The organism is Nocardia aurantia (assembly GCF_009604425.1).
GTDB classification, from domain to species: Bacteria; Actinomycetota; Actinomycetes; order Mycobacteriales; family Mycobacteriaceae; genus Nocardia; species Nocardia aurantia.
The window spans coordinates 207061-229975 of the sequence record NZ_WEGI01000007.1; the positions used below are offsets into that span (position 1 = coordinate 207061).

Below are 22915 nucleotides of genomic sequence, written 5' to 3' on the forward strand. Positions count from 1 at the left end.
GTCGCGGCGGTCGGCGGCCGGCATCCCCCGGAATCCGCGCCGACGTGGCGGCAACCCGGCCGGCCGCCGTCCGAATCCCCGAATCCCGGCGACGATTTCACGCACCGCCGGTTATGACACGCGTCACCTCGGTCACCGCCCGAGGCGACTATGTTGCGGCGCGGCGGAGCGCCGCGATGTCCCCGATGCCGGGACCACGAGCTTTGGGTATCCGAAACGAGGGGAGTGGCAGCGGTTTTCACCGGGTTGCGCATCCCGGTCCGACTCGTGTGGGATCACTGGCACAGGCGGCGACGCCGATGCGTGACACCGGAAGGACGAACACCTATGCGGCCGCTGGAACCCGACGACCCGCCCGGCATCGGCCCCTACCGGTTACTCGGTGTCCTCGGTGTCGGCGGCATGGGCCGGGTGTACCTCGGCCGCACCGCAGGTGGACGCACCGTCGCGGTGAAGGTGGTACGCCCGGACCTGTCCGACGATCCCGAGTTCCGCACCCGCTTCCGTCGTGAGGTCACCGCCGCCCGCCGCGTCCAGGGCCGATACACCGTGCCCGTCCTCGACGCCGACGTCGACACCGCCCGGCCGTGGCTGGCCACCGGTTTCGTCGCGGGCCTGTCGCTGCGGGAGGCGGTGGAGAACTACGGCCCGCTGCCGGAGCCGTCGCTGCTGCCGCTGGCCGCGGGCCTGGCCCGCGCCCTGGTCGACATCCACGCCACCGGCCTGATCCACCGCGACCTGAAACCGTCGAACGTCCTGCTGACGATCGACGGGCCGAAGGTGATCGACTTCGGCATCGCCCGCGCCGCCGAGGACAGCGCCCTCACCACCACCGGCAAGGTGATCGGTTCCCCCGGCTACATGTGCCCCGAGCAGATCACCGGCGAACCGCCGCTCGGCCCGCCCGGCGACATCTTCGCCCTCGGCGGCCTGCTCGCCTACGCCGCGAGCGGCACCGGCCCGTTCGGCGACGGCGATTCGATCAGCATGCTGTGGCGGGTCGTGCAGGAACAGCCGCGCCTGGACGCGGTCCCCGACGCCCTGCGCCCGATCGCCGCCGCCTGCCTGGACAAGGACCCCGCCCGCCGGCCCACCGCCGCCGACCTCGCCGAACGCTTCACGGCGCTGACCGGTTCCGGCACGACCGGCCGGCTGCCGGGCCCGGTGCTCGAGGACATCAGCCGCCGCGCGATCACCCTGCTCGACCTGGAAGCGACCGCACTGCCGCTGGACGCACCGGTCACCGCCACCCACCACCGCACCGGCACCGGGCACCCGGTACCGAATCCTCTTGTCCCCCCGCAATACTCGTCGGGTACCTACGATCCGGCGCGGTTCGCGCCGACGGTCCGCCACGACCGGCCCGCACCGGCCCGCCGCAACCTCGCCCTGCCGATCGCGCTGGCCGCGGGCCTGGTCGCCGTCGCCGCCACCGCGACCGCCGTGACGGTCGTGCTCGCCCGCCACGACTCCCCGCCCGCGGCCACCAGCACGGCCGGCCCGCCTACCCGCACGACCAGCGGCCGCGCCACCTCGGCAGCGGTGGCCCCCGGCTCGGCGACCCTGCCCGCCGCCTACGTCGGCGCCTGGACCGGCAACGTCTCCGACGGCCTGGCCACCTTCACCATTCAACTCGACCTGAAGGCGGGCCGGGTCGGTGACGAACTCGGCACCTCCAGCAACACCGGCACGGTCGCCAAACAGACCTGCGTCCGCGCCGAGACCCTCGCCGCCGTCGGCGCCTCCGACGTCACCCTGCACGCCCGCCTCACCGCCGGCTCGGGCTGCGACGACGACGGCCAGTCCTCCACGGTCCGTGTGAACGCCGACGGTTCCGCCACCTACACGATGAGCGGCATGTTCGGCGACATCACCGGAACCCTGCACCGCCACTGAAGGCGCTACCCCCGCGCCCCGAAAGATATTCATTGCGATTCCGTGACTTTCCGGGACGACGATCCAGTACACATATTGCGAATTCATGACCACGCCTCGATTCCTGGCGGAAAACCCCCCCGGAATCAGAACACCGGAACACCGCCCTCCCGCACGTAACCGCAGGCAGTGACTCCCGTGAAAAACATTTCCCACCGCCCGGAATTGTTTATCAACCCCGCGAAATGGTAATTATCTTCCTCGCCGGCCATCTTCGGAATACTGGGCAGAGGAGCGTCTGTGAGCAGCACCGACCCGCAAGGGCAGCAACGACGATCGGTTGCGGCCGCGGCCATGGGCAACGCGACCGAATGGTACGACTACGGTGTCTACGCGGCCACCGCCACCTACCTGACCGACGCGTTCTTCCCGGGCCACCTGGGCACCCTCGGCACCCTGCTCGGCTTCGCGATCTCGTTCCTGCTACGCCCGCTCGGCGGCATGGTGTGGGGCCCGCTCGGTGACCGCGTCGGCCGCAAAGCGGTCCTGGCCGTCACGATCCTGCTGATGGCCGCCGCCACCGGTCTCATCGGCCTGATCCCCAGCCACTCCGCCATCGGCGTCGGCGCCCCGATCCTGCTGATCACCCTGCGCGTCATCCAGGGCTTCTCCACCGGCGGCGAATACGGCGGCGCCGCAACCTATCTCGCCGAGTGCGTCGACGACCGCCGCCGCGGCTTCCTCGGCAGCTTCCTCGAATTCGGCACCCTGTGGGGCTTCATCGGCGGCTCTGCGGTCGTCCTGCTGATGCAGCTGATCCTCACCGACGCCCAGATGGACAGCTGGGGCTGGCGGATCCCGTTCCTGCTCGCGGTCCCACTGGGCCTGGTCGGCTGGTATCTGCGCTCCCGCCTCGACGAATCCCCGGTGTTCACCGAGATCGCCGAACACGACCACCCCCACGGCGGCCTGATCACCCTGCTCACCGACTACCGCCGCGAACTGCTCACCCTCGCGGGCCTGGTCATCGCCCTCAACGTCGTCAACTACACGCTGCTGGCGTACATGCCCACCTACCTGCACGGCACCATCGGCATCAGCGACTCCCGCACCACGGCCATGGTCCTGATCGGGCAGCTGATCATGGCGCTGGTGCTCCCGTTCTCCGGCGGCCTGTCCGACTATTTCGGCCGCCGCCCGATGTGGCTGGTGTCGCTGGTCGGTCTCGCGATCCTCGCGATCCCCATGTACTGGCTGATGGGCAAGGCCACCGGCTGGGCGATCGCCGGTTTCGTGGTCCTGGGCCTGCTGTACGTCCCGCAGCTGTCCACCATCTCCGCCACCTTCCCGGCGATCTTCCCCACCCACGTCCGCCAAGCCGGTTTCGCCCTGTCCTACAACGTGGCCACCGCCGCGTTCGGCGGCACCGCACCCCTGCTCAACGAATGGGTCATCGACCGCACCCACTGGACCCTGTTCCCGGCCTTCTACATGGTCGGCGCCTGCCTGATCGGCCTGGTCGCCTGGACATTCCTCCGCGAAACCGCCGGCGCCTCCCTGCGCGGCACCGAGGTACCCCGCACCGGCGAACTGGAGGCCGTCCATTAGACCCCCGGTCCCCGCATCACGACCCGGCATCCCGCCCACCGTCGCGGTTGCCACCACCTGCCCGGGCATGTTTGGCTGAGCGCGACGGCAGCACATTCCCGACCCCGGAGGACGCCCGTTGGACACCCCGCAGGTCACCGAGATCGGTTGCGCGAACATCACTTCCGAGAACTTCGCACCCTTCGGCGTCGTGGTCACGGCCACCCCGGACGGCGTGACCTCCGGCCCCGCCGACTCCGCGCTCGACCTCACCGCCGGCACCCCGCGGTTCTACATCATGCGACTCGAGGACCGGCCACCGTCGTTCACCGGCATCACCCGCCACCGCCGCAGCACCCAGACACTGATGAGCGCCGACGCCCGCGAATGGTTCCTCGCCGTCGCACCACCCGAATGCGAGCCCCCGGCCGTCACCGACATCCGCGCCTTCCGGATTCCCGGCGGCGTCGCCGTCACACTGACGAAAGGCACCTGGCACGCCGGCCCGTTCTTCACCACCCCCGCAATGGCTTTCGCCAACCTCGAACTGACCGACACCAACATCACCGACCACGACACCTACCGTCTCGACCGCGAACTCGGCCTGCGAGTGGTCGTCACCCTCACCGACGATGCGCTGTGATGTTCCGCGCCACAAGCGAACCCGGCAACGACATCCGCCGTCGGGGAAACGCGGCCGACGCGGGTCACGCCCCGCGTCGATCGACTCCGGCGACCGTCAACTGATAAGCCGCGGCGTCGATTTCGCAATGCGGCCCGTACCCGCGACCGAGAAGATCCTCGGTCACCGTGCCCGACTCGACGGCGTCGACGAGCAGAGCGGCTCGACCGCGGTCTCCACCGAGTAGTCCGGTCAGGACCTGCGTGGTCGTCTCCGCCGACCATATCCCCGGCATCGCCGGGTACACCTCGGCGGGCGCCGGTGAGCGTCCCGCGAACCACCGGCCGTCGTGCCACCAATAGCAGAACGACAGCGTTCCGAGCGCCGCCCGCGGGTTGAGGACGGGGTTGGCGACCCACCGTGGTGCGCCGGCATAGAAGTCGGGCATCACGGCGCCGTCGTTGTAGACCGCGTCCAGTTCGGGGGAGTTCCAGACACCGCCGGACAGCACCGCGCGGTCACCGGGTAACAGGTGCAGGGTCGACCCACTGTGCCCGGAACCTTCGAAATGCGCGAGCGCAGGCATCATACGAGGCCCCGCCGGAGATCCGATGGCGGCGAACGTCGCCGAGATGATCGCCCACCGTGCCCACACCCGCGGCAACGGCGGCAGACCGGGCACCGGATCAGCGGCCGGTCCGGCCGATTCGCGGGCACGGGCCGCCGCCGCGGCTTCACCGGGCGATCGGTGCTGGCGCCCGCCGTGGGTCAGGTAGGCGGCCAGCCAGACCGGCAACCGATCACGGGGGAATACGCGGAGATCCTCCAGATACGTCTCCGCCGCGAACAGGTGGTGGTCGGGAAACGGCTCGTCACCGTGGTCCGGCTCGATCACGGTCGCCCCACGCCGGTCCGACCGGACGATCAGCCGCCACCACGGTGCGGAACCGTTGCGCCCGCACTCGAGTCGGTGTGCGCGCGCCGACGACATCAGGGCAGCGGACGGTTCCGCGACACACGGCCGGCTGTCCGGATCGAGATAGGTGACGATACCCGTGCCGGTGGAGACAGTCATCGCGATCACCGCCTCCACCCGATCCCAGCCCAGCGGGCCCCCCTCGGCCAGCGCACGGGTGAACGCGGCTTCGAATCCATCGGCGGCCGGCCCACGGGTGACCGCGTCGGCTCGACGAGCGCCGTCGGCGCCCGCGTCGAGCCGCAGAGCGACGTCCGGCGATCCGGACTCCGGCGGTGAGGACATCGTGCTCACCCGGCGGGCCGCTCGACGAGCCGGTGGTGTTCCGGCCGGTCCGGCACTTCCGGCACGAACCGCCCGCGGAAACGGCAGGCGTTGGCGGGCACGGTCATTCGTCCTCCGGGAGTCCAGGAAAGCCCAGCCTATACCGGGACGGCTTACCGGAGCCGCCCGTCCGGGCCGGATCCGGATCGGTTGACGCACACAGCGAATCACGCAAGACTGGTTCGACGCACGGCCTGGGGAGGGCGGTGCCTACGAGGGGGCGGTATGTCCGGCAAGGTTCGGTTCGATGTGGCAGATATGCGGCAGGTCGCCGGTGAACTCGGTTCGTCGGCAACCGATATCGGCGCGGTGTTGTCCACACTGGCCGGCGCGGTCGCAGCCCACGCCGGATGCTGGGGAAACGACGAGTACGGCAGCCATTTCGCCGACGGCGACAACGGTTACCTCACCCGCGGCGCGACCGCGCGCGAGGCCATCGCGGCGAAGGTGACCCTGCTCGAGCAGTACTCGAAAGGCGTGAGCGACACCGCGACACTGTTCGAGAGCACCGAGAGCGGCACCGCCACCGGGTTCGGGCAGTGACGGGCCCGGTCCCGGTGGACAACGACGCAGCGAAATCCCAGCTGGCCGATCTGGTCGACCTCGTCCGCGGCGGATTCACCGAACTCGCACAGGCGCAACAGGATCGAGCCCGCCTGACCGCATCCGCCCACGCGGGCGGCCGCCGGGTGACGGTGACGGTGAACGCCGACGGGGTGGTGATCGAGACCACGTTCGCGGACGACATCGGCGAGCTGTCCTTCACGGAGATCGCCGCTGCTGTGACCGCCGCGGCGCAGCAGGCCGCCGAGCGGGTCCGGGTAGCGGCCGCGGCGATCATGGCCGGTGTGACCCGGCGTCAGGAACAGATACCGGGCTTCGACGAGTTGTTCCCGGGCACACCGGATTTCATCGCGATGATCCCGCAGCCGCCGGTGGTGTCCACCGCCGCTCCGGGCTCCCGCGAACGCGCGGCGCCCGACGCGGACGCGATGGTGTTCACCGACGTCGAGGAAGTCGACCACGATCGCGGCCCGCAGTCGCTGGTGGCCGAGGACCAGTGGTGATCGGGCTGCTGGGGTAGGGGATTCGCACGTGGGGTGGACAACCGCCGTCGGCGACTGGATGCCGGGCTGGTTGATGCAGGGCCTGAACTTCGGAGCGGTGTATCCGAAGGGGGACCAGGACGCGCTGTTCGCGCTCGGTGACGCATGGAAACAGGCGGCCGCGGACCTGGACAAGCTGCAGCCGGAGCTCCGGGGCGCGACCGCGAAGGTGCCCCACTACTACGAGGGCGACGGCGCCGACGCGATCGCGGCGGAGTTCGCGATGCTGTTCGACGGCGGTGACTATTCGATTCAGCGGCTGGTCGACACGCTCGACGGGATCGGTCACGACACCCGCGCGGCCGGTACCGAGATCGAGTACGCCAAGATCCAATCCGAGATCTTCGCGGTGCTGACCCTGTGGCAGGTGATCAGCTTGGCGTCGACCCTCTACGGCACCGCGCTCGTACCGGGTGTGCTGCTGGCCGCGCGAGCGAGCCTGCGAGTCTTCGCGAAACAAGTGATGGAGCGCCTCGCCGCGATCGGAGCCCGCGCGGCGGGACGAGAAGCGGCCGAAGTGCTCAGCCGCGAGATCGCGCTGCCGTTGGCGCGAGAAGCCATGGCTCCCTTGGCAAGCCAGGCGGCGAAGGTCACCCTGAAAGATCTCGCCGCGCAGGGCCTGCGAAGCGGTCTGCACGGGCTCGCACTGGGGGCGGGTATCGAGGCGGGCGTCCAAGCGGTGCAGGCCGCGGAGGGACACCTCGACGACGGATTCAGCCTGACCAGAATCGTCGAGACCGGATTGCAGTGGGGTGCCGGTGGCCTGATCGGCGGGCCGGCGTCGAGGAAACTCGGGGCCGGTCTGCGAGGGATGGGCGCCGGACCCCGCCTGGGCGGGGTGCTGTCCGGTCTCGGCGGCGGGCTCGCCGGCGCCGGCGGCATGTACCTCGGCGGGCTCGGCACCCAGGTCTACGACCAGTGGCGTGACCCGTCGAAAGGCATCGACTACTCGTTCAGTCCGCAGCTCTTGATCGGCGGGCTGACGATGGGCGGGCTCGGCGGCGCGCGGGGAGGTTGGCAGGCCTCCGCGGCCGAGGCCGGACGGGCCGGGATACCGTCCGGATCGCCGCACACCTCGGTACCGGCGCCGACGGTCACCGACGCCACCCGGGCGGCGGGGCGGCAGGCGTATCTGGATCTGCAGCAGCAGGTGCACCCGGACAAGACCGCAGCGAGGGACCTGCCCGATCAGGTGAAACAGCGCGGTGAGGAGATCAGCAAGCAAGCCGAGGCGATCCGGGCCGAGGCCGGCAGGACCGACTTCAGCGACCGGCACGTGGAACAGTTACAGGCGCTGAGCGGCGAATGGCAGCAGATCGCCAAACCCGGTGACGGCTCGGCGCCACCACCCGCCACCGCAGCGAGCACCGCCGCTGCCGAACCTGCGGCACAAGCCGGTGGAGCACCCCGCGCGGCACCCGCCGAGGGACGCAGTGCTCCGGTGGCAGCGGCACGCGCAGCCGAACCGGTGACTCCGGCCGCCGTCACGCCGCGAGCCGGGGCCGCGATGGAAAGCCGTCCCGGAACCGGCGGTGCACTGCCCGACCATCGGCCGAATATCACGGCGGACTCCGGTCGCGGACCGGTCGAGCCACGGCCCGGCGTTCCCGTGCGCGGGCCGGACCCCGCAGCCGGCGTGGTCGCGGTGGAACCGATCACCACCGAACCGGTGCGACACGAGTCTCCCGGCGAGCACAAGACCGGACCATCGCACGACGGGCAGCCGGAGCAGACGAAGGCGGATCAACCCGGCACACCCCGACAGGACCCGGCACTCGCCGACGAACAGAACGACCACGGTGACCGGAATGCTCGCCGCTCCGGCGAACCCGCTGAATTCGGCACACCGAAGGACGCCGACCTCGGTGATCGGACACCCGGCAGCGAACCGGCCGGGCAGAACTCCGGGCCGGTACACGCGGTAACCCCGTTGCGCAGCCCCGGTATCGAAGCACCCGGACTGCGCCCGGCATCCGGTACACCATCACCGATCCAACCCGCCGCTGTCGCCGGAACCCGGCCGACAGTCACCGACGCACCCCGCAGCGTTGCCGATGCCGGTTCGATCCCCGCTCGAGACGTGAGACTCGGCCGCGAACCCGCGGGACCCGGCAGCGGTCCACCGACCGCGGGTACGACCGGCCCGCATCCCACCGTCCCCCCGCGACAGCACGGCGTCGCGGGCGACATCGAATCGATCCGTCCCTACGAGGGCCCGCGGAACCTGCGCCGGGACAATCCGCGATGGCAGAAGATCATGGAGGACAACTTCCCCAAGGACGGCTCCGGTCGTCCGGTGCGCTACGCCGATCCGCGAACCGGCTGGGTCGCCCACGGCAACGACGGCGGACGTTGGCGGCCCGGTCGCAGCAACAATTGCGCCGACGTCACGCGATCGTTCCTGTCGTCCTGGTTCGGCCGCCCCACCTGCGCCCAGCCGCGCGCGGCCGACTGGGGATCACCCATGCCCAGCTGGCGGCTACCGGAACGCGACGCTGCCCGCAACATAGAACTGTTCACCGGCGCGAACTTCACACACGAGGGTGCGGGGCTGTCCGGATATGAGCAGACCGCCGCCAAACTGCGTGCCGCAGGCCCTGGTTCGGCAGCTGCGGTCGTTGTGCACTGGCCGGAGAAGATATTCGCGCTCGGCGGTTCCACCGACGGTGGCGCACACGCCTTCGCCGCTGTCAACGTTCACGGCGAGATCGTCTGGGTCGACATGCAGATCAATCGCGTCTCCGAGACACCGGTCCACGGCCGCGCCACCGACGTGTTCTCGATCGTGCTCGACCGCAACGGCAACCCGTTCACCGGCGAGCATGCCCGCTGGTCCAGCCGAGACCCCGCTGCACGACCGTCGCCTCCCGGCACCGAACCGCAACCACACCAGGAACCCACACCCGGCGCCGACATCGAGCCCGCGCCGGTCGGAGACCCCGCGACCGGGCAGCGCCACGCGGTCATCGACGCGCTGCGAGACCAGTGGCCCGACCTCGACCGAGCTCTCGAGGAGAACCCGAAGACACTGCGCAGCGTGCTCGGTCACGCACCGGCGACGGACATGCTGCACACGGTCATGACCGATATCGGTGCCGGACTCCACGCCTCAGGAGCGCTCGACGCCGTCCGCACCGGCCAGGCCGGACCCGAGCATCCGGCGGTCGCCCGGATCCTCGCCGACTACGCCGGGGCACAACCCAATGAACCGCTCGTCCACGCCACCTTCCGGGAGATCAGCACACAGGTCACCGAACAAGCCCGGCGCAACGGACCGTCGACGCAGCCGGGTTTCGATCCCACCCGCACCGGCGATCAGGAATACGTCACCGCGTTCATCGACAAGTTGCGCGCCGAGGCAGTGCCGACGCAACAGGCACTCAACGAGATCACCTCCCGGATCGCGCACGACACCGGCGGCGAAGCGTCGTGGCGTACCGAGGTCAAACAGCGGGAACGGTGCCTCGCGAAAACCTTCGAGGCACACGGCGACGCGAGCAAGCTCCTCGACGTGGTCGGCGCCAAGATCAGATTCACGGGCATCGAGCCGCTGTACGCGGCGCTGGACGCGCTGCGCGCCGATCCCCGGCTCGAGATCGTCCGCATCAAGGACCGCATCGCCGACTCGACACCGAGCGGCAACCGCAGCGTCCTGCTCAACGTACGAATGTCCAACGGGCACATCGCCGAACTCAAACTCGGCCTGAAATCGTTCGAACGTCCCGCCTCCAACGAGCATCCGCTCTACGAACTGCGCCGCGACATCGACTCACGTGCGCTGCGCGAAGACCGCCCGCTCACCGCGACCGAACGTCTCGTCCAAGCCGGCCTGGAGGCCGCCGCACGAGCGGACTACGGCACCGTCTGGCACGACGAAGTCCGAGCGATGCGCGGCCGCGCCGAGGCCGTCGACGCGGTTCGAGTCGCCTTGCCCGACCATCCGGCCCTGGCCGACGCGATCGCCGGGTTCGTTCTCGACTCGGCCACCCATTCCACGAATGCCGCCGCGGCACTGGTACATCCGCAAACCCGCGCGGCCACGGTGCAGACCCTGGCCGAACTCGCCCGCAGTTCCCTGCTCGGCAACGATCGCAATGCCGACGAGGCACTGAACCGGTGGCGCGACACTCATCCCGGTGCGGGACCACTGTTCGAGCCGATCGATCACACCGCCAATGTCGGTTCCGACGGGACGAAACGGCTGAATGCGTGGGTCGAGAACGCCAAGAACATCGACCCGGCACGACTGTCCGGTCATCCGCCGGACGGGCCCGCTCGCGGCGCGCTCGACGACTACGCGCGCCGCCTCGCAGCGGACGTCCACCCGGCGGTGGAGGCGGAAGTACGAGAACTGGCGATGCGTCTCGGCGGCGACACGACCGTGTCGTCGAGAACGAAATCCGCGGAAGGCATCCTCGACAAGGTCGGTCGCATGGTGGCGGGCAGCCGGGTGCGGGCGCCGCGCCCGGACTACCGGGCCGGTGATGTGATCGATGCGGTGGGCGCGCGGATCACGGTCGCCGACACCGACGCGCTGGCCCGCCTACTCGACGTCGTCGAAAATCATTACGGCACAGGCGATCACGGCCGCATCCTCGAAATCGACAACATGTACGCCACCCCGAAGGGCAACCCCCGATACCGCGTTGTCCCACTGGTGATCGGCATCCACGTCGACGGCGTCCCCTACACCTACGAGCTGCAACTCACCACCCGGCGTGCGTCGATCGCCGCCGACCTCGAGCACAACACACTGTTCAAGCCGTACGTCCCGACAGACGAGGAACAACGGCAGGCGATTCGGCGGATGCAAGCCGAAGCCGCCGCACTCGACCAGCAGGAGACCCGGTCTCACCAGGCTCGACGGCAGCCGTGACGCCGGCCGGAAATCCGGGCCGTTCAGCTCCCGACAGGGGAGATGGGAGAATACCCGCGTGGTAACAGCGCAGCCTTCACCCGAGGAATTCGACTACCGCAACGCGATGACGTTCGTGTGGCTGGTCGTCGACGGATCCCTCGAAGCCGCGTTCGTCATCGACGGGACGGACTGGCACACGTCGGCCGAAGCGAAAGCCGGCCGCGACGCAGTGCTCGCCGAGACGGAAAACCTTCTGGCGGTGGGCAACTGGGAGACAACCTACCGTCGCGCAGACGAGATCGCGCGCTGGCCGAACTGGCGCGATGTCCGAAGTGACGTTCGAGCGGGCACATTCCGCCTCGGTGCGCCACGGCGTTCCCGCCCGCAGCCGCCCGGGCCGGGCGAAAGTACCCCGGCGACACCGCCTCCCGCCGGTGCGTTGCGGTTCGCCGAGCACCACGGTCAACTCGTGATGGCGTTTCCACCGGGCCAGGGGCCGGTCGACCCGATATCGACCAGGCGCGCATCCGGTTACGGGCTCAACATCACCACCGGTGAGTTCGAGCCGGACACACGGTGGGCGTTCGAGTTCGCCAACGGCGCCGACGACGACGAGACCTGGCCGCTGGACGCGGACGAGTTCGCGCGATCGGTCGAGGAACACCGGATGCGGTACCTCAGCGGTAACCCCACCGCGCGGCTCGACCATCCGGAGATCTTCGCGCTCTACGACACAGCAGCGAAAACCGGTCTGACCGAAGAGATCTGGCGCACCACATCCCGGCTGTGGGACCAGGCACATCGACGGCGCGCGCACTACCTCGCCGACGGGGAACCGGTCCGCGTCACCTGGAGCGACGAGGGAAGGGCCGGCATGGCATACCGCGTCGACCACGAAACCGGCCGGCTCGTCGCCACCACCGAGCAGGACGCGCAGCACGTGATCGCCTCGAAAGCCCGGCGGGTGACCGAGCAGTCGTTCCGCGAGGCAGTCGAGGCGATCCGAACACGCCGGCAGGACGAGACCTCCGGCATCGAGACCGTTCCCAGTTATCCCACCATCGCCGTGACACCGGTGAATCTCACCGAGGCACAACGGATTGCCGATCAGTACCTGCCGGCCGACCACCACGGACACCGGAACCGGGTGCTCGAATTCGATACCTGCTTCATCGTGGTCGCCGTGCCGGAGACGATGGCATCCGACACCGAAAGCGCGGTGCACGCAGTCGAGTTGTCGAGCGGGCTGTGTGTGATCGACCGCGACACGGCCGGCCTGTCGTTCTGGCCGGGTCACGCGGTCGCGGCCGTCGCCGAAGAATACGCTGCGGCCAAAGCCGCGGGCCGCGTAGTGCTCGAACCGGAATGGCCCACCGAGGACGAGAACTGATCGAAGCCCCGAGTTTCGCCCCTTCCCCACCGCCATCCCAACTACCGATAATTGATATTATGTCAACTCACGCCGCTCGGAAGCCCTTCCCCGGCCCACCGGATCAGGACTGACCAGGCGCCGGATCCGCCAGCACCCGCGCCCGGTCTGTCACCGAAACCGATGCCGCGCTTGCCGTCCCGGCCCACCCGGGCCGCAACACGCCTCAGCGCCCGAACACCTGCCGCTCCGCCGCCCCCAGCAACCGCGCCAACTCCGCACCACCGTCCGCACCGAGCACCTCGAACGCCGGCGCGATCAACGCGTCGGTCACCGCCTCCGCAGCCTCCCACCGGGCCCGGACCTCGTCGGAGACCTCCTCGAACGGCTCCGGCCACCCGAACGCCCGCGCCTGCGCCGGACCCGGACTCAACGGCGACCCCGAGATCAGAACCGCCTGCAACGGAGTCAGACCCGCACTCAGCACCGCCATCAGATGCAACCCACCCCGCAACTCCCGCAACACGTGCGCGTACTGCAACACCCGCGCGGGCGCATCCGCGGCCGCCGGCAACGCCCGCCAGCCCGCGAACAACGGAACCCCCGGCACCTCCGCCGCCGCGGCCACCGCCTGCAACAACTCCGCCAGCGGTTCCGCCTCCGCGAAACCGGCCAGCTTCCGACGACCGAAATCCTGACACGCCCCCAAATACGCCCCCGCAGCCTCCGCCGCCGGCACACTCACCGAATCCCACGCCGCCCGAACCGTTTCCGGCGCCAGAAACCCGAACGCCGCGACCACCACATCCGCGTCCACGTCACCGAGCACACCACCGCGACCCCGCGCGTACGGGCCGATGAAACCCGGCACCCCGGTCGACTCGCCGTACACCCGCGCCTCCCGCGAGAACATGAACGCCCCACCGATCCGCTGAATCGGATCCTTCACCGCGGCCGCCACCGACACCGGAACTCCTTCCACACACGAGACGGCCGAAGCATAGCTCGCTATTTCGAGCTGATGCCAGACACCTCCGGCAGACCGGATCACCCCGCAACCGGCCCCCCAGCACCACCGATCGCCTATCCTCGAGACCGGGCCGGGGAAACTTCCGCATCGAATCAGTTCGGGGCAGCGACGATGGACGACCACCACCACGCCGCCGCACCACGCCCCGACACCGACCGCGCGACGGCCACCCAGACCGCGCTGACCTCCGTCGTCGCCCGCTTCGCCCGGCAATGGCACCACGACCCCACCCCACCCGATCTGACCGCCCACCTCCCCGCCGAACCCGCCCTGCGCCGCAGCGCCCTCATCGAACTCATCAAGGTCGACCTGCACGAACGCTGGCAGCGCAGTGCCGACGCACCCCGACTCGCCGACTACCGCAACCGATTCCCCGAACTCGACGCCGCCGGACTGCCACCGGACCTCGTCTACGAGGAGATCACCGCCCGCAGCCGCCGCACCCCCGTCGACCTCGACGAATACCACGCCGACTACCCCACCCAGATGGCCCGCATCGGCCACACCGTCGGCGCGACCCTCCCCGGCACCCGCGCCGCCGGCCCCACCACCGCGCTCGCCGACCCCACCGCCGTCGACGCCCTCGACACCATCGACCCCGGCGCCACCATCGACGACTTCGACCTGCTGCTATCCCTCGGCCGGGGCGCCTTCGCCCGCGTATTCCTCGCCCGCCAGCGCACCATGAGCCGCCTGGTCGCCGTGAAGATCTCCCACGACCGCGGCACCGAACCCGAAACCCTCGCCCAGCTCGACCACGACCACATCGTCCGAGTCTTCGACCAGCGCCACCTCACCGACCGCCACCTGAAACTCATGTACATGCAGTACATCCCCGGCGGCACCCTGCTCGGCGTCCTGCGCACACTGCGCCACGTCCCACCGGCCCACCGCAGCGGCGCCACCCTGCTCGAGGCCGTCGACACCGCCACCACCAACGGCGGCGTCCTCGAACCCCAGCCCTCCGCCACCCGCACCGAACTCCGCACCCTCAGCTGGCCGGAAACCGTCGCCTGGCTGGGCAGCCGGCTCGCCGCCGCCCTCGACTACGCCGGCCGCCACGGCGTCCTGCACCGCGACATCAAACCCGCCAACGTCCTGCTCACCGTCGACGGACACCCCAAACTCGCCGACTTCAACATCAGCTTCAGCCGCCACCTGCCCGGCGCCAACCCCGTCGCCTACTTCGGCGGCTCCCTGCCCTACATGTCACCGGAACAGCTCGACGCCTGCCACCCGGCCCGCGTCGCCTCCGCCGCCGACCTCGACACCCGCAGCGACCTCTACGCCCTCGCCGTCATGCTCTGGGAATTGCTCACCGGCAGAATCCCGTTCGACGACGAACCCGGCGACGGCGAAACCGAGCAGACCCTGCAGACCATGATCGAACGCCGCCGCCGGCCCGTCGAACCCCGCTACCGCGCCGAACTGCCCGCCGACACCCCCGCCGTCCTGCGCCACGCCCTGCTGACCTGCCTCGCCCCCGAACCCGCCGACCGCTACGCCCGCGGCGCCGACCTCGCCCAGCAACTCGAGATCAGCCAGGACCGCACCGCCCGCGACCTCGTCGACCCACCCGCGCACAGCCTCCGCGCCCGACTGCGCAGAAGACCCATGCCCGTGGTCACCCTGTCCACCATCTTCGGGCAGCTCCTCGCCGGCCTGTACCTCGGCGCCCACAACACCCGGCTCATCGGCCTGCAACTCGGCGCACCCGCCGCCGCGGACATCACTCGCCTCGGCCTGCTCATCGCCGCCGTCACGGTCCTGATCGCCGTCGCCGGTCTGCTCTACTGGTGCCGCCACGTCTTCCTCGTCCCGGACGGGCTGCGCCGCGGCCGCGTCTTCGACGCCGCCACCCTGGCCCGCGCCCGCCGCGACACCCTGGCCTGCGGCGACCGGGTCGCCGCCGTCGCCTTCACCGCCTGGATCGCCGTCCTGCCGATCCTGCTCGCCCGGCTGCTCACCCTCGGCCCGATACCACCCGGACTGCTCACCGACCTGGTCGCCTCCAACCTCGTCGCCGCGGCGGTCGCGGTGGCCTACACCTACTTTCCGGTCACCTTCTTCGTATTGCGCTGGTACTACCCGCAACTCGTCGCCGCCGGCCACACCACCGCCGCCGACCGCGCCGGACTGCGCCGGCTCGTCCGCCGCAGCCGCCGGTATCTCGGTGTGGCGGCGTCGGTTCCGCTGATCGGCGTGCCCGCCGGACTGATCTTCCTCACCGACGAACAGCAGCAAGCCGTCATCGGCGCCATCATCGCGCTGTGCGTCGGCGGACTGTTCGGCTTCGCGATCGCCCTACGGGCCTTCTACTCGCTCGAGTCGGATCTCCGTGCGCTGGAACGCATCATGAATCCCCATCCACAGCCCTGACCAACTCCGGAAATCGACCGACCAAGATCGGCTAGGCTCGTCGGCGATGCTAGGACACTCTCACGCAACAAGCGGCGCGCTCGCATGGTCGGGAGCCGCTGCCGCACTGCCGATCTCGTACCTCACCTTCCCCGTGGTCTCCGGTGGCCATCTCGGCACCGTGGATCTGGTGATGGGCACCTTCCTCACCGCGGGCGCGGCGCTGCTGCCCGACGCCGACCATCCCTCCGGCACCATTTCCCATGTGCTGGGCCCGATCTCGCACGTCGCGTGCAAGGCGATCAGCTGGGCCTCCGGCGGCCACCGGCACGCCACCCACTCGTTCGCCTTCGTCGCCGCCGTCACCTACGGCACCTGGGCCGGCGTGCACTGGCTGGGCCGCTGGTTCACCCTCGCGCTGGTCTTCTTCCTGCTCGCGCTGGCGGTCCGCGCGCTGAACCTGTGCCCGCCCGGCGAGGGCTTCCGCTCCTACGGCACCGTCACCGTCCTCGCCGTCGCCGGCACCTTCGTCATGGACCAGTGGATCGCCGACAAACCCACCTGGCTCCCGTTCTCCGTCGGCCTCGGCGCGTTCGTGCACCTGTTCGGCGACTGTCTCACCGACCACGGCTGCCGCCTGTTCTGGCCGCTGAAGATCCGCACCTGCGTCCCGCTCATCAGCCGCACCGGGAACAAGCTCGAAACCTGGGTGCTCTCGCCCCTGTTCGTGGCCGGTACGCTCGCGGTGCTCTGGTACACCATCACGCACCAGCCCTGAGCGAGATACGAGGGAGCCGGCATGGCCGACCGCGAAGAACTGACCTGGGACCTGTTCGGCACGGCCGGCCGGGAACTCGCGGAACAGGTCGCCGCGGACGGATTCGAACCGGACCTCATCCTCTCCATCGCCCGCGGCGGACTGTTCGTCGCGGGCGCTCTGGGCTATGCCCTCGACGTGAAGAACCTCCACGTCATGAACGTCGAGTTCTACACCGGCGTCGACCAGCGCCTCGACATGCCCGTCGTGCTGCCCCCGGTACCCAGCGCGGTCGACCTGGCCGGCGCCCGCGTCCTGGTCGCCGACGACGTCGCCGACACCGGCGCCACCCTCAAACTCGTCCGCGACTTCTGCAGCGACAAGGTCGCCGAGGTGCGCTGCGCGGTCGTGTACCAGAAACCGCGCTCCGAGGTCGACTGCGAATACGTCTGGCGCCACACCGACCGCTGGATCAACTTCCCCTGGTCGGTACTGCCGCCCGTAGCGCGCCACCGGCCCCGCGTACTCGACGCCTGAAAACGCCGTCGGCGCCCGGCCGGTGGGCCGGGCGCCGAACACGACACCGAGGACGACTCAGATCAACTGCGCCTCGACGATCGTGATCGCGTCGGTCGGCACATCCTGGTGGCCGGCCTTCGACCCGGTCCGCACCTTCTCGATCGAGTCCACCACCTCGATGCCGTCGACGACCCGGCCGAACACCGCGTACCCGAAGCCGTCCTGGCCCGGGTGGTTCAGGAAGTCGTTCGACGAGGTGTTGATGAAGAACTGCGCGCTGGCCGAATGCGGATCCGACGTCCGGGCCATCGCCACGGTGTACTTGTCGTTGCGCAGCCCGTTGCCGGCCTCGTTCTCCACCCGCTGCGGCGCGGGCTTCTGCTGCATGTCGGCGGTCAGGCCGCCGCCCTGGATCATGAAGTTCGGGATCACCCGGTGGAACACGGTCCCGGCGTAATGGCCGGACCGGACGTAATCGACGAAGTTGGCCACGGTCTTGGGCGCCTTCGCCTCATCGAGCTCGAGGGTGATGTCCCCGGCGGAAGTCTTCAGCAGCACTTTGGTCATCCGGCCATCGTATGGGACCGGGAACCGGCGCCGGACAACCGTTCATGGCCTGCGGTAATTCGGAACCGGCCCACGACCGGCCCCTCCCCTCCCCCTCAGGGAATCTTTCGAACCGGTGCGTTGGCGGCTTCCGCCGACACGCTTCGATGGCAACACATGTGTCAATGCGCATATCCCCATCTCCCAATTATAACTATTCGTGATCATTCCTCGTACAGCTCCAGCGGCAGGCCGTCCGGATCGGCGAAGAAGCCGAAACGCTTGCCGGTGTACTCGTCGATCCGGACCTCTTCGGTCGGCACTCCCCGAGCCCGCAGCTCCGCCAGGGCCGCGACGACATCCGGCACCGCGAAGGCCAGGTGCCGCAACCCGCGCGCCTCGGGACGCGTCGGCCGCGCCGGCGGATCGGGGAACGAGAACAGCTCCAGCTGCGAACCGTCCGGAAGCGCGAGATCCAGCTTGTACGAGTCACGTTCGGCCCGGTAGTGCTCGGCGAGCACACGCAGCCCGAGCACCTCGGTGTAGAACACCTTCGACCGCCGGTAATCCGCGGCGATGATCGCCACGTGGTGGATCCGCCGCAACTCCATGCACCGACCGTAGTCCGCGGCCCGCTCACAGTCCGTCGACACTCCCTTCCTCCGGGACTCCCCTCCCCTGCGTTTTTCGTGGATGTGCCGGGTGCGTCCGGCTGGACACGGGTGGTGACTAATGCGTAGATGCGCATATCTAGATATAGGTATTCAAAATATTCCATGAGCCGGGGGGAGCCGGTCGGCTGTCGATCGACGGGTGCGCGTGGATCGCGAAATAGCTGCTGCCGCAACGCCGTCGCGGCGGCTACTGCCCCAGCGCCGCAATCGCGGCGGCGACCGTCCGGTCGACATAGGAGCCGCCGTACAGCACCACGTGGACCAGCAACGGATACAGCTGGTGGAGCGGAACCCTCTCCTGCCGGCCGTCCGCGAGCGGGGCCGCCTCGTGATAGGCGGCGAGGATCCGATCGAGGTGGGGCGCGCCGAACAGCTCCAGCATGGCCAGGTCGGTCTCGCGATGGCCACCGTGAGCGGCCGGATCGATCAGTCGCGCACCGGATTCCGTCCACAGCACGTTGCCCGACCACAGATCGCCGTGGATGCGGCTCGGTGGTTCGGCGGGGCCGGCGAGCCGCTCGATCTCGGTCAGGACGCGCTCGATCGTCCGCGATCCGCCGGACCCGAGGCGAGGCGCCGCGAGCGGCAGCAGCGGGGCCAGCCGGCGGCGAACGTACCAGTCGGCCCACTCCCCTGTCTCGAGCCGATTGTCCTGTGGCACAGTCGCTATCCAGCCCGGCCATTCGGCGCCGAAGTGTGCCGCCGAGGCGGTGTGCAGCGCCGCGAGCTCGCGCCCGAATCGCTCGGCGGCCGCAGGGGTGGGTTCGGCCTCGGCCAGCCACGGCAGTACCAGGAGGCCGGTTTCGGTTGCCTCGACCGCCGGGACCAGGCCGGCGGGCGCGGCCTGTCCGAGCCAGCGCAGCCCGGCCGCCTCCGCCCTCAGCACACTGTCCGAATCATGTTGTCCGGCGGCGGCTTTCACGAACAGTTCCCGGCCGTCGGCGGTGCGGACGCGCAGCAACCTCCAGGCGTGCGAGCGGCCGAGATCGATGACGGTGGATATCGCGGTGCCGAGCAATATCTCCAGGCGTGCCGCCGGATCGGTGCCGGACACGGTCACCGCCCCGCACGGCTGTGCAGGTGGTCGGCGGTCGCGGCGTCGGCGGGGAAGAACGATTCGATGGCCAGTTCGGCGACGGTGATGTTCATCGGGGTGCCGAAGACGGAGGTCACGCTCAGAAACGACAGTTCCCGATCGCCGTGGCGCAACCGGAACGGCACCACGGCCTGATCCGGCTCGGGCAGGCCGGTGTGGTCGGCGCCGCCGGGGTACGCCCGCAATTCGGCGTACAGCGCCGCGGCGTCGGCGGATCCGGTGACGTCGATCTGCCGTTGCAGGCGGTCCAGCAGGTGGCCGCGCCACTCGGCGAGGTTGCTGATGCGGGGGGCCAGGCCGCGCGGATGCAGGCTCAGGCGCAGCGCGTTGACGGGCGGGGCGAGCAGGTCGGCGGGAATGCCGTCGAGGAACAGCGCGGCGCCGGCGTTGGCGTCGACCATCGTCCAGTGCATGTCCACCGCAAGGGCGGGATAGGGCTCGTGCCCGGTGAGGATCTGACGGATCGCGGTGCGTACGGGTGCCATGGCGGTGGTGTCGAGGTCGGGTTCGGCGTACACGGGCGCGAACCCGGCGGCCAGCAGCAGTCGATTGCGTTCGCGCAGCGGGATGTCCAGGTTGTCGGACAGGTGCAGGATCATCTGTCGGCTCGGGGTCGCGCGACCGGTTTCGATGAAACTGAGGTGCCGGGCCGACGTGTCGGCGCGGCCGGCGAGCTCCAGTTGGCTGAGGCGGCGGGTGGTGCGCCAGTGGCGCAGCAGGTCTCCGGCGGTCGGGCTGTGCATTCCGTGATCGTAGGAACAGCCCGTACGCGGAACAATGACCTGGGAGGTAATGCCGGTGAGTGGGTGCCGGGACCGCCGGTGACGGTTATGGTGGGGGCGTGTCACTGGTACAACCTGTGCTCGACCGGCTTCCGGCCGGCTATCGCGCCGCCCTGATCCGGCACTCCGAGCTGATGAAGTTCGCGGTGGTGGGCGGGATCACCTGGTTCGTCGATACCGGTACCGTCTACGGCCTGAAGCTCACTGTGCTGCAGGACAAGCCGTTGACGGCCCGCGCGTTCGGCGTGCTGATCGCGACGATCGTGTCGTATGTGCTGAACCGGGAGTGGTCGTTCCGCAGCCGCGGCGGACGGCGGCGGCATCAGGAGGCCGCGCTGTTCTTCGGGGTGAGCGCGCTGGCGATCGTGGTGACGCTGATCCCGCAGGCGGTGGCGCTGTACATGTTCCACATCCGGGTGCCGCACGTGAGTGCCACCACGCAGGCGGTGTCGAACTTCGTGACCGGTCAGATCCTCGGTGTGCTGCTGGCGATGGCGTTCCGGTTCTGGGCGTTGCGGCGCTTCGTCTTTCCGGAGCAGTTGCGCGTGGAGGATATCGACGTGCTCTGATCCGCTCAGCGGGCGCCGGATGCGCTCGCGACGAGGGCAGGGATCGCACCGTGGCTGTGGGTGGCCGCTGCGGGCGGGACGAGTCCGGAGGCGCGATGCCGGTCGGGGTCGGCGGCGACCGCGCAGGCGGCGGCGGTGAGTGCGGCGAGCATCCAGCCGTGCAGTGCCGGGGCGATCGGATTCCCGGTGGTGGCGGACGCGACGAGTTCGTCTCGGGTGCGCTCGAGGTGCCGCAGGGCCGTGTGCAGCCGCAGGGCGGATCCGGTTGCCGGGCTGAGTAGTTCGCCGAGGAGATCGGCGACGAGGCGGCGCAGCCGGCGGTCGACGGCCGCGGCGGGCAGCCGGGCGGCGAGAGCGGCGGCCGGACGCAGCGGCGGCGGAACCGAATTCGCGCCGGTCGCGATGAGCAGTGCTGCCAGCAGGTTTTCACCATCCGCGCGACGGCCGGTGGCGGCGGGACCACCGGGGCCGGCTCGGTGCGCGGACGTGTCCGGCTCGCCGCGGTTCGACGGGTCCGCCGCGCCGCCGGAGCTGTTGTGGTGGTCGCGATCCGGATCGGGCAAGGCTTCGCCGGGCCGGGTGAGGGTGGCGGATCGGGCGAGGGTTTCGGCGGAGAGGCCGAGGCGGAGGGTGCGGATCAGGTCGGTGTGGCCGAGGCCGTGGCGTTGCCGGTCGTCCAGGCGCCACCACAGCCAGGTGGCCAGCAGCCGGATGCGTTGTCCGGGGCGGATGTTCAGGCCGGCGAGGGCGGGATCGCCGGCCAGTGGGCCGGAAGTGTGTGGCGTTGTGTGGGTTCGGGGACTGCCGGGGGTCGATGGGCCCGGGCCGCGTGCCGCGGACGGGTTGTCGTCACCACCGGACATCGTTGTCCCCCATCAGCTTTCGCCGATATGTCGGTCCGGTTGTGCCGGGATGGTCAGCCTCGCCGGATCCTGTGACGAGTGTGCGGCAGATCGCCGCCGATGTCAATGCGCTATGAATGCCGCACGCTCGCACCGGATCACGGGAGATCAGTGCCAGAGGACGGCGACGAAGACGTTGGCGATCGCGAGCAGGCCGGCGGCGTGGGTCATCCAGGGAAGGGATTTGCCGCGTTTGGCGTCGGCGTGGCCGATCTCGGCGAAAGCGGCGACGGCGACCGCGATCACCAGTTTGGTGATGATCTTCGCCATGTCGAGGTGTTTGTCCAGGGAGTGGACGGAGTCGGCGAGTCCGACCAGGATCAGGCCGGTGATGATCTGCGCCCGGGCGCCCCACACCATGACCTCGGAGACCTTGGGCTGTCCGGCCGCGTAGCCACCGATGACCGCGGCGAGTCCGAGGAGGTGGGTCACGACCACCAGGTTGTAGACGACTGTCATGGATGCACAGCGTAGTGGACGCGAACCGGAAAACTACGCCGAGTAGTAGAAAAGCCGCCGCCGAGATCGGCGGCGGCTCGACAGCCCCGTAGGGGCCGTTATTCCACGATCAGCAGGCTGCCGTTGGGCACCATGGTGATGCCCGCCGGATCGACCGTGCCGACGACCGGACCGGTGCAGTGCCGGCCGGAATGCACCTCGACGACCTTGTCGGTGCTGTTGCCGACGATGGTCTGGAACGAGTTACCGGTGTCGATGCAGCCGGTCGGGTTGCCGTAGACCTTGCCGTTGATGCTGACCGAGCCGTCCGCGGCCTGCGACGGCCCCGCGGCGAGCACGCTCACGGCTCCGGCGGCGACGACCGCCGCGGCGAACCCAGCGGTACGAAACATCTGTGCCTCCAATTTCTTTCGATCCCGACCCGTGCGAACCAGGCTAGCGGACCGGCGGCGCCGATTGGGCCGCCAGGGCCGTTCCCCGCGATTCGGGGCGGATATCACGAACGT

19 protein-coding genes are annotated in these 22915 nt (G+C 69.7%); 10 read left to right on the forward strand and 9 right to left on the reverse strand.

Features of this window, described 5'->3' with window-relative positions:
* Positions 1 to 327 precede the first annotated feature (327 nt).
* From NRB56_RS17370 to NRB56_RS17380, 3 genes are all read left to right on the forward strand, one after another.
* The gene (locus NRB56_RS17370; RefSeq protein WP_153343440.1) at positions 328 to 1896 is read left to right on the forward strand and encodes a serine/threonine-protein kinase; all 1569 of its coding nucleotides are present in this window, start codon (positions 328 to 330) and stop codon (positions 1894 to 1896) included.
* A gap of 333 nt (positions 1897 to 2229) precedes the next feature.
* Positions 2230 to 3483, forward strand: a complete 1254-nt coding sequence (locus NRB56_RS17375) for an MFS transporter (protein WP_153343797.1) — start codon at positions 2230 to 2232, stop codon at positions 3481 to 3483.
* A gap of 118 nt (positions 3484 to 3601) precedes the next feature.
* Complete coding sequence (locus NRB56_RS17380) at positions 3602 to 4105, forward strand: ureidoglycolate lyase (protein WP_153343443.1); 504 nt, start codon at positions 3602 to 3604, stop codon at positions 4103 to 4105.
* A gap of 64 nt (positions 4106 to 4169) precedes the next feature.
* Here the strand turns inward: NRB56_RS17380 and NRB56_RS17385 are convergent, their stop codons facing one another.
* A complete protein-coding gene (locus tag NRB56_RS17385) occupies positions 4170 to 5345 on the reverse strand; it encodes a hypothetical protein (RefSeq protein ID WP_153343445.1) in 1176 nt (391 codons plus the stop codon).
* A 264-nt stretch (positions 5346 to 5609) separates the two neighbouring features.
* On the opposite strand from NRB56_RS17385, the gene NRB56_RS17390 reads away from it, so the two are divergent.
* The 3 genes from NRB56_RS17390 to NRB56_RS40155 are packed head-to-tail and all read left to right on the forward strand — an operon-like array spanning position 5610 to position 11366.
* Entirely contained in the window at positions 5610 to 5927 is a 318-nt protein-coding gene (locus NRB56_RS17390) for a WXG100 family type VII secretion target (RefSeq protein WP_153343447.1), read from the forward strand.
* Positions 5924 to 6451 (forward strand): YbaB/EbfC family nucleoid-associated protein, encoded by a 528-nt coding sequence (locus tag NRB56_RS17395; protein ID WP_319943115.1) that lies wholly within the window; start codon positions 5924 to 5926, stop codon positions 6449 to 6451. Before NRB56_RS17390 ends, NRB56_RS17395 begins: the two co-directional genes overlap by 4 nt.
* A gap of 28 nt (positions 6452 to 6479) precedes the next feature.
* Complete coding sequence (locus NRB56_RS40155; protein ID WP_153343449.1) at positions 6480 to 11366, forward strand: toxin glutamine deamidase domain-containing protein; 4887 nt, start codon at positions 6480 to 6482, stop codon at positions 11364 to 11366.
* 1577 nt (positions 11367 to 12943) lie between these two features.
* Here NRB56_RS40155 and NRB56_RS17405 read toward each other — a convergent pair.
* Positions 12944 to 13684 (reverse strand): SCO6745 family protein, encoded by a 741-nt coding sequence (locus NRB56_RS17405; RefSeq protein ID WP_153343451.1) that lies wholly within the window; start codon positions 13682 to 13684, stop codon positions 12944 to 12946.
* A gap of 174 nt (positions 13685 to 13858) precedes the next feature.
* Between NRB56_RS17405 and NRB56_RS17410 the strand changes: the two genes are divergently transcribed.
* The 3 genes from NRB56_RS17410 to NRB56_RS17420 are packed head-to-tail and all read left to right on the forward strand — an operon-like array spanning position 13859 to position 17399.
* Complete coding sequence (locus NRB56_RS17410) at positions 13859 to 16126, forward strand: serine/threonine-protein kinase (protein ID WP_153343452.1); 2268 nt, start codon at positions 13859 to 13861, stop codon at positions 16124 to 16126.
* A 46-nt stretch (positions 16127 to 16172) separates the two neighbouring features.
* Positions 16173 to 16883, forward strand: a complete 711-nt coding sequence (locus NRB56_RS17415) for a metal-dependent hydrolase (protein ID WP_153343454.1) — start codon at positions 16173 to 16175, stop codon at positions 16881 to 16883.
* A 21-nt stretch (positions 16884 to 16904) separates the two neighbouring features.
* Complete coding sequence (locus tag NRB56_RS17420) at positions 16905 to 17399, forward strand: phosphoribosyltransferase (RefSeq protein WP_153343456.1); 495 nt, start codon at positions 16905 to 16907, stop codon at positions 17397 to 17399.
* Positions 17400 to 17456: 57 nt separating this feature from the next.
* On the opposite strand, the gene NRB56_RS17425 is transcribed toward NRB56_RS17420, so the two are convergent.
* The 4 genes from NRB56_RS17425 to NRB56_RS17440 form a co-directional block, all read right to left on the reverse strand.
* Entirely contained in the window at positions 17457 to 17948 is a 492-nt protein-coding gene (locus tag NRB56_RS17425; RefSeq protein WP_153343458.1) for a peptidylprolyl isomerase, read from the reverse strand.
* 203 nt (positions 17949 to 18151) lie between these two features.
* Positions 18152 to 18538 (reverse strand): SMU1112c/YaeR family gloxylase I-like metalloprotein, encoded by a 387-nt coding sequence (gene gloA2 / locus NRB56_RS17430; RefSeq protein ID WP_153343461.1) that lies wholly within the window; start codon positions 18536 to 18538, stop codon positions 18152 to 18154.
* Positions 18539 to 18788: 250 nt separating this feature from the next.
* The gene (locus NRB56_RS17435; RefSeq protein WP_319943116.1) at positions 18789 to 19661 is read right to left on the reverse strand and encodes a fructosamine kinase family protein; all 873 of its coding nucleotides are present in this window, start codon (positions 19659 to 19661) and stop codon (positions 18789 to 18791) included.
* Complete coding sequence (locus NRB56_RS17440) at positions 19658 to 20440, reverse strand: helix-turn-helix domain-containing protein (RefSeq protein ID WP_153343463.1); 783 nt, start codon at positions 20438 to 20440, stop codon at positions 19658 to 19660. Before NRB56_RS17440 ends, NRB56_RS17435 begins: the two co-directional genes overlap by 4 nt.
* A gap of 98 nt (positions 20441 to 20538) precedes the next feature.
* On the opposite strand from NRB56_RS17440, the gene NRB56_RS17445 reads away from it, so the two are divergent.
* Entirely contained in the window at positions 20539 to 21048 is a 510-nt protein-coding gene (locus NRB56_RS17445; RefSeq protein ID WP_319943117.1) for a GtrA family protein, read from the forward strand.
* A 5-nt stretch (positions 21049 to 21053) separates the two neighbouring features.
* On the opposite strand, the gene NRB56_RS17450 is transcribed toward NRB56_RS17445, so the two are convergent.
* From NRB56_RS17450 to NRB56_RS17460, 3 genes are all read right to left on the reverse strand, one after another.
* Positions 21054 to 21911 carry a hypothetical protein gene (locus tag NRB56_RS17450; protein WP_153343466.1) on the reverse strand — a complete coding sequence of 286 codons (858 nt, stop codon included), beginning with the start codon at positions 21909 to 21911 and terminating at the stop codon, positions 21054 to 21056.
* A gap of 147 nt (positions 21912 to 22058) precedes the next feature.
* On the reverse strand, positions 22059 to 22409 hold the full coding sequence (locus NRB56_RS17455; protein ID WP_153343468.1) for a hypothetical protein: 351 nt from the start codon (positions 22407 to 22409) through the stop codon (positions 22059 to 22061).
* A gap of 98 nt (positions 22410 to 22507) precedes the next feature.
* Positions 22508 to 22801, reverse strand: a complete 294-nt coding sequence (locus tag NRB56_RS17460; RefSeq protein ID WP_153343470.1) for a hypothetical protein — start codon at positions 22799 to 22801, stop codon at positions 22508 to 22510.
* Between the last annotated feature and the right edge of the window lie 114 nt (positions 22802 to 22915).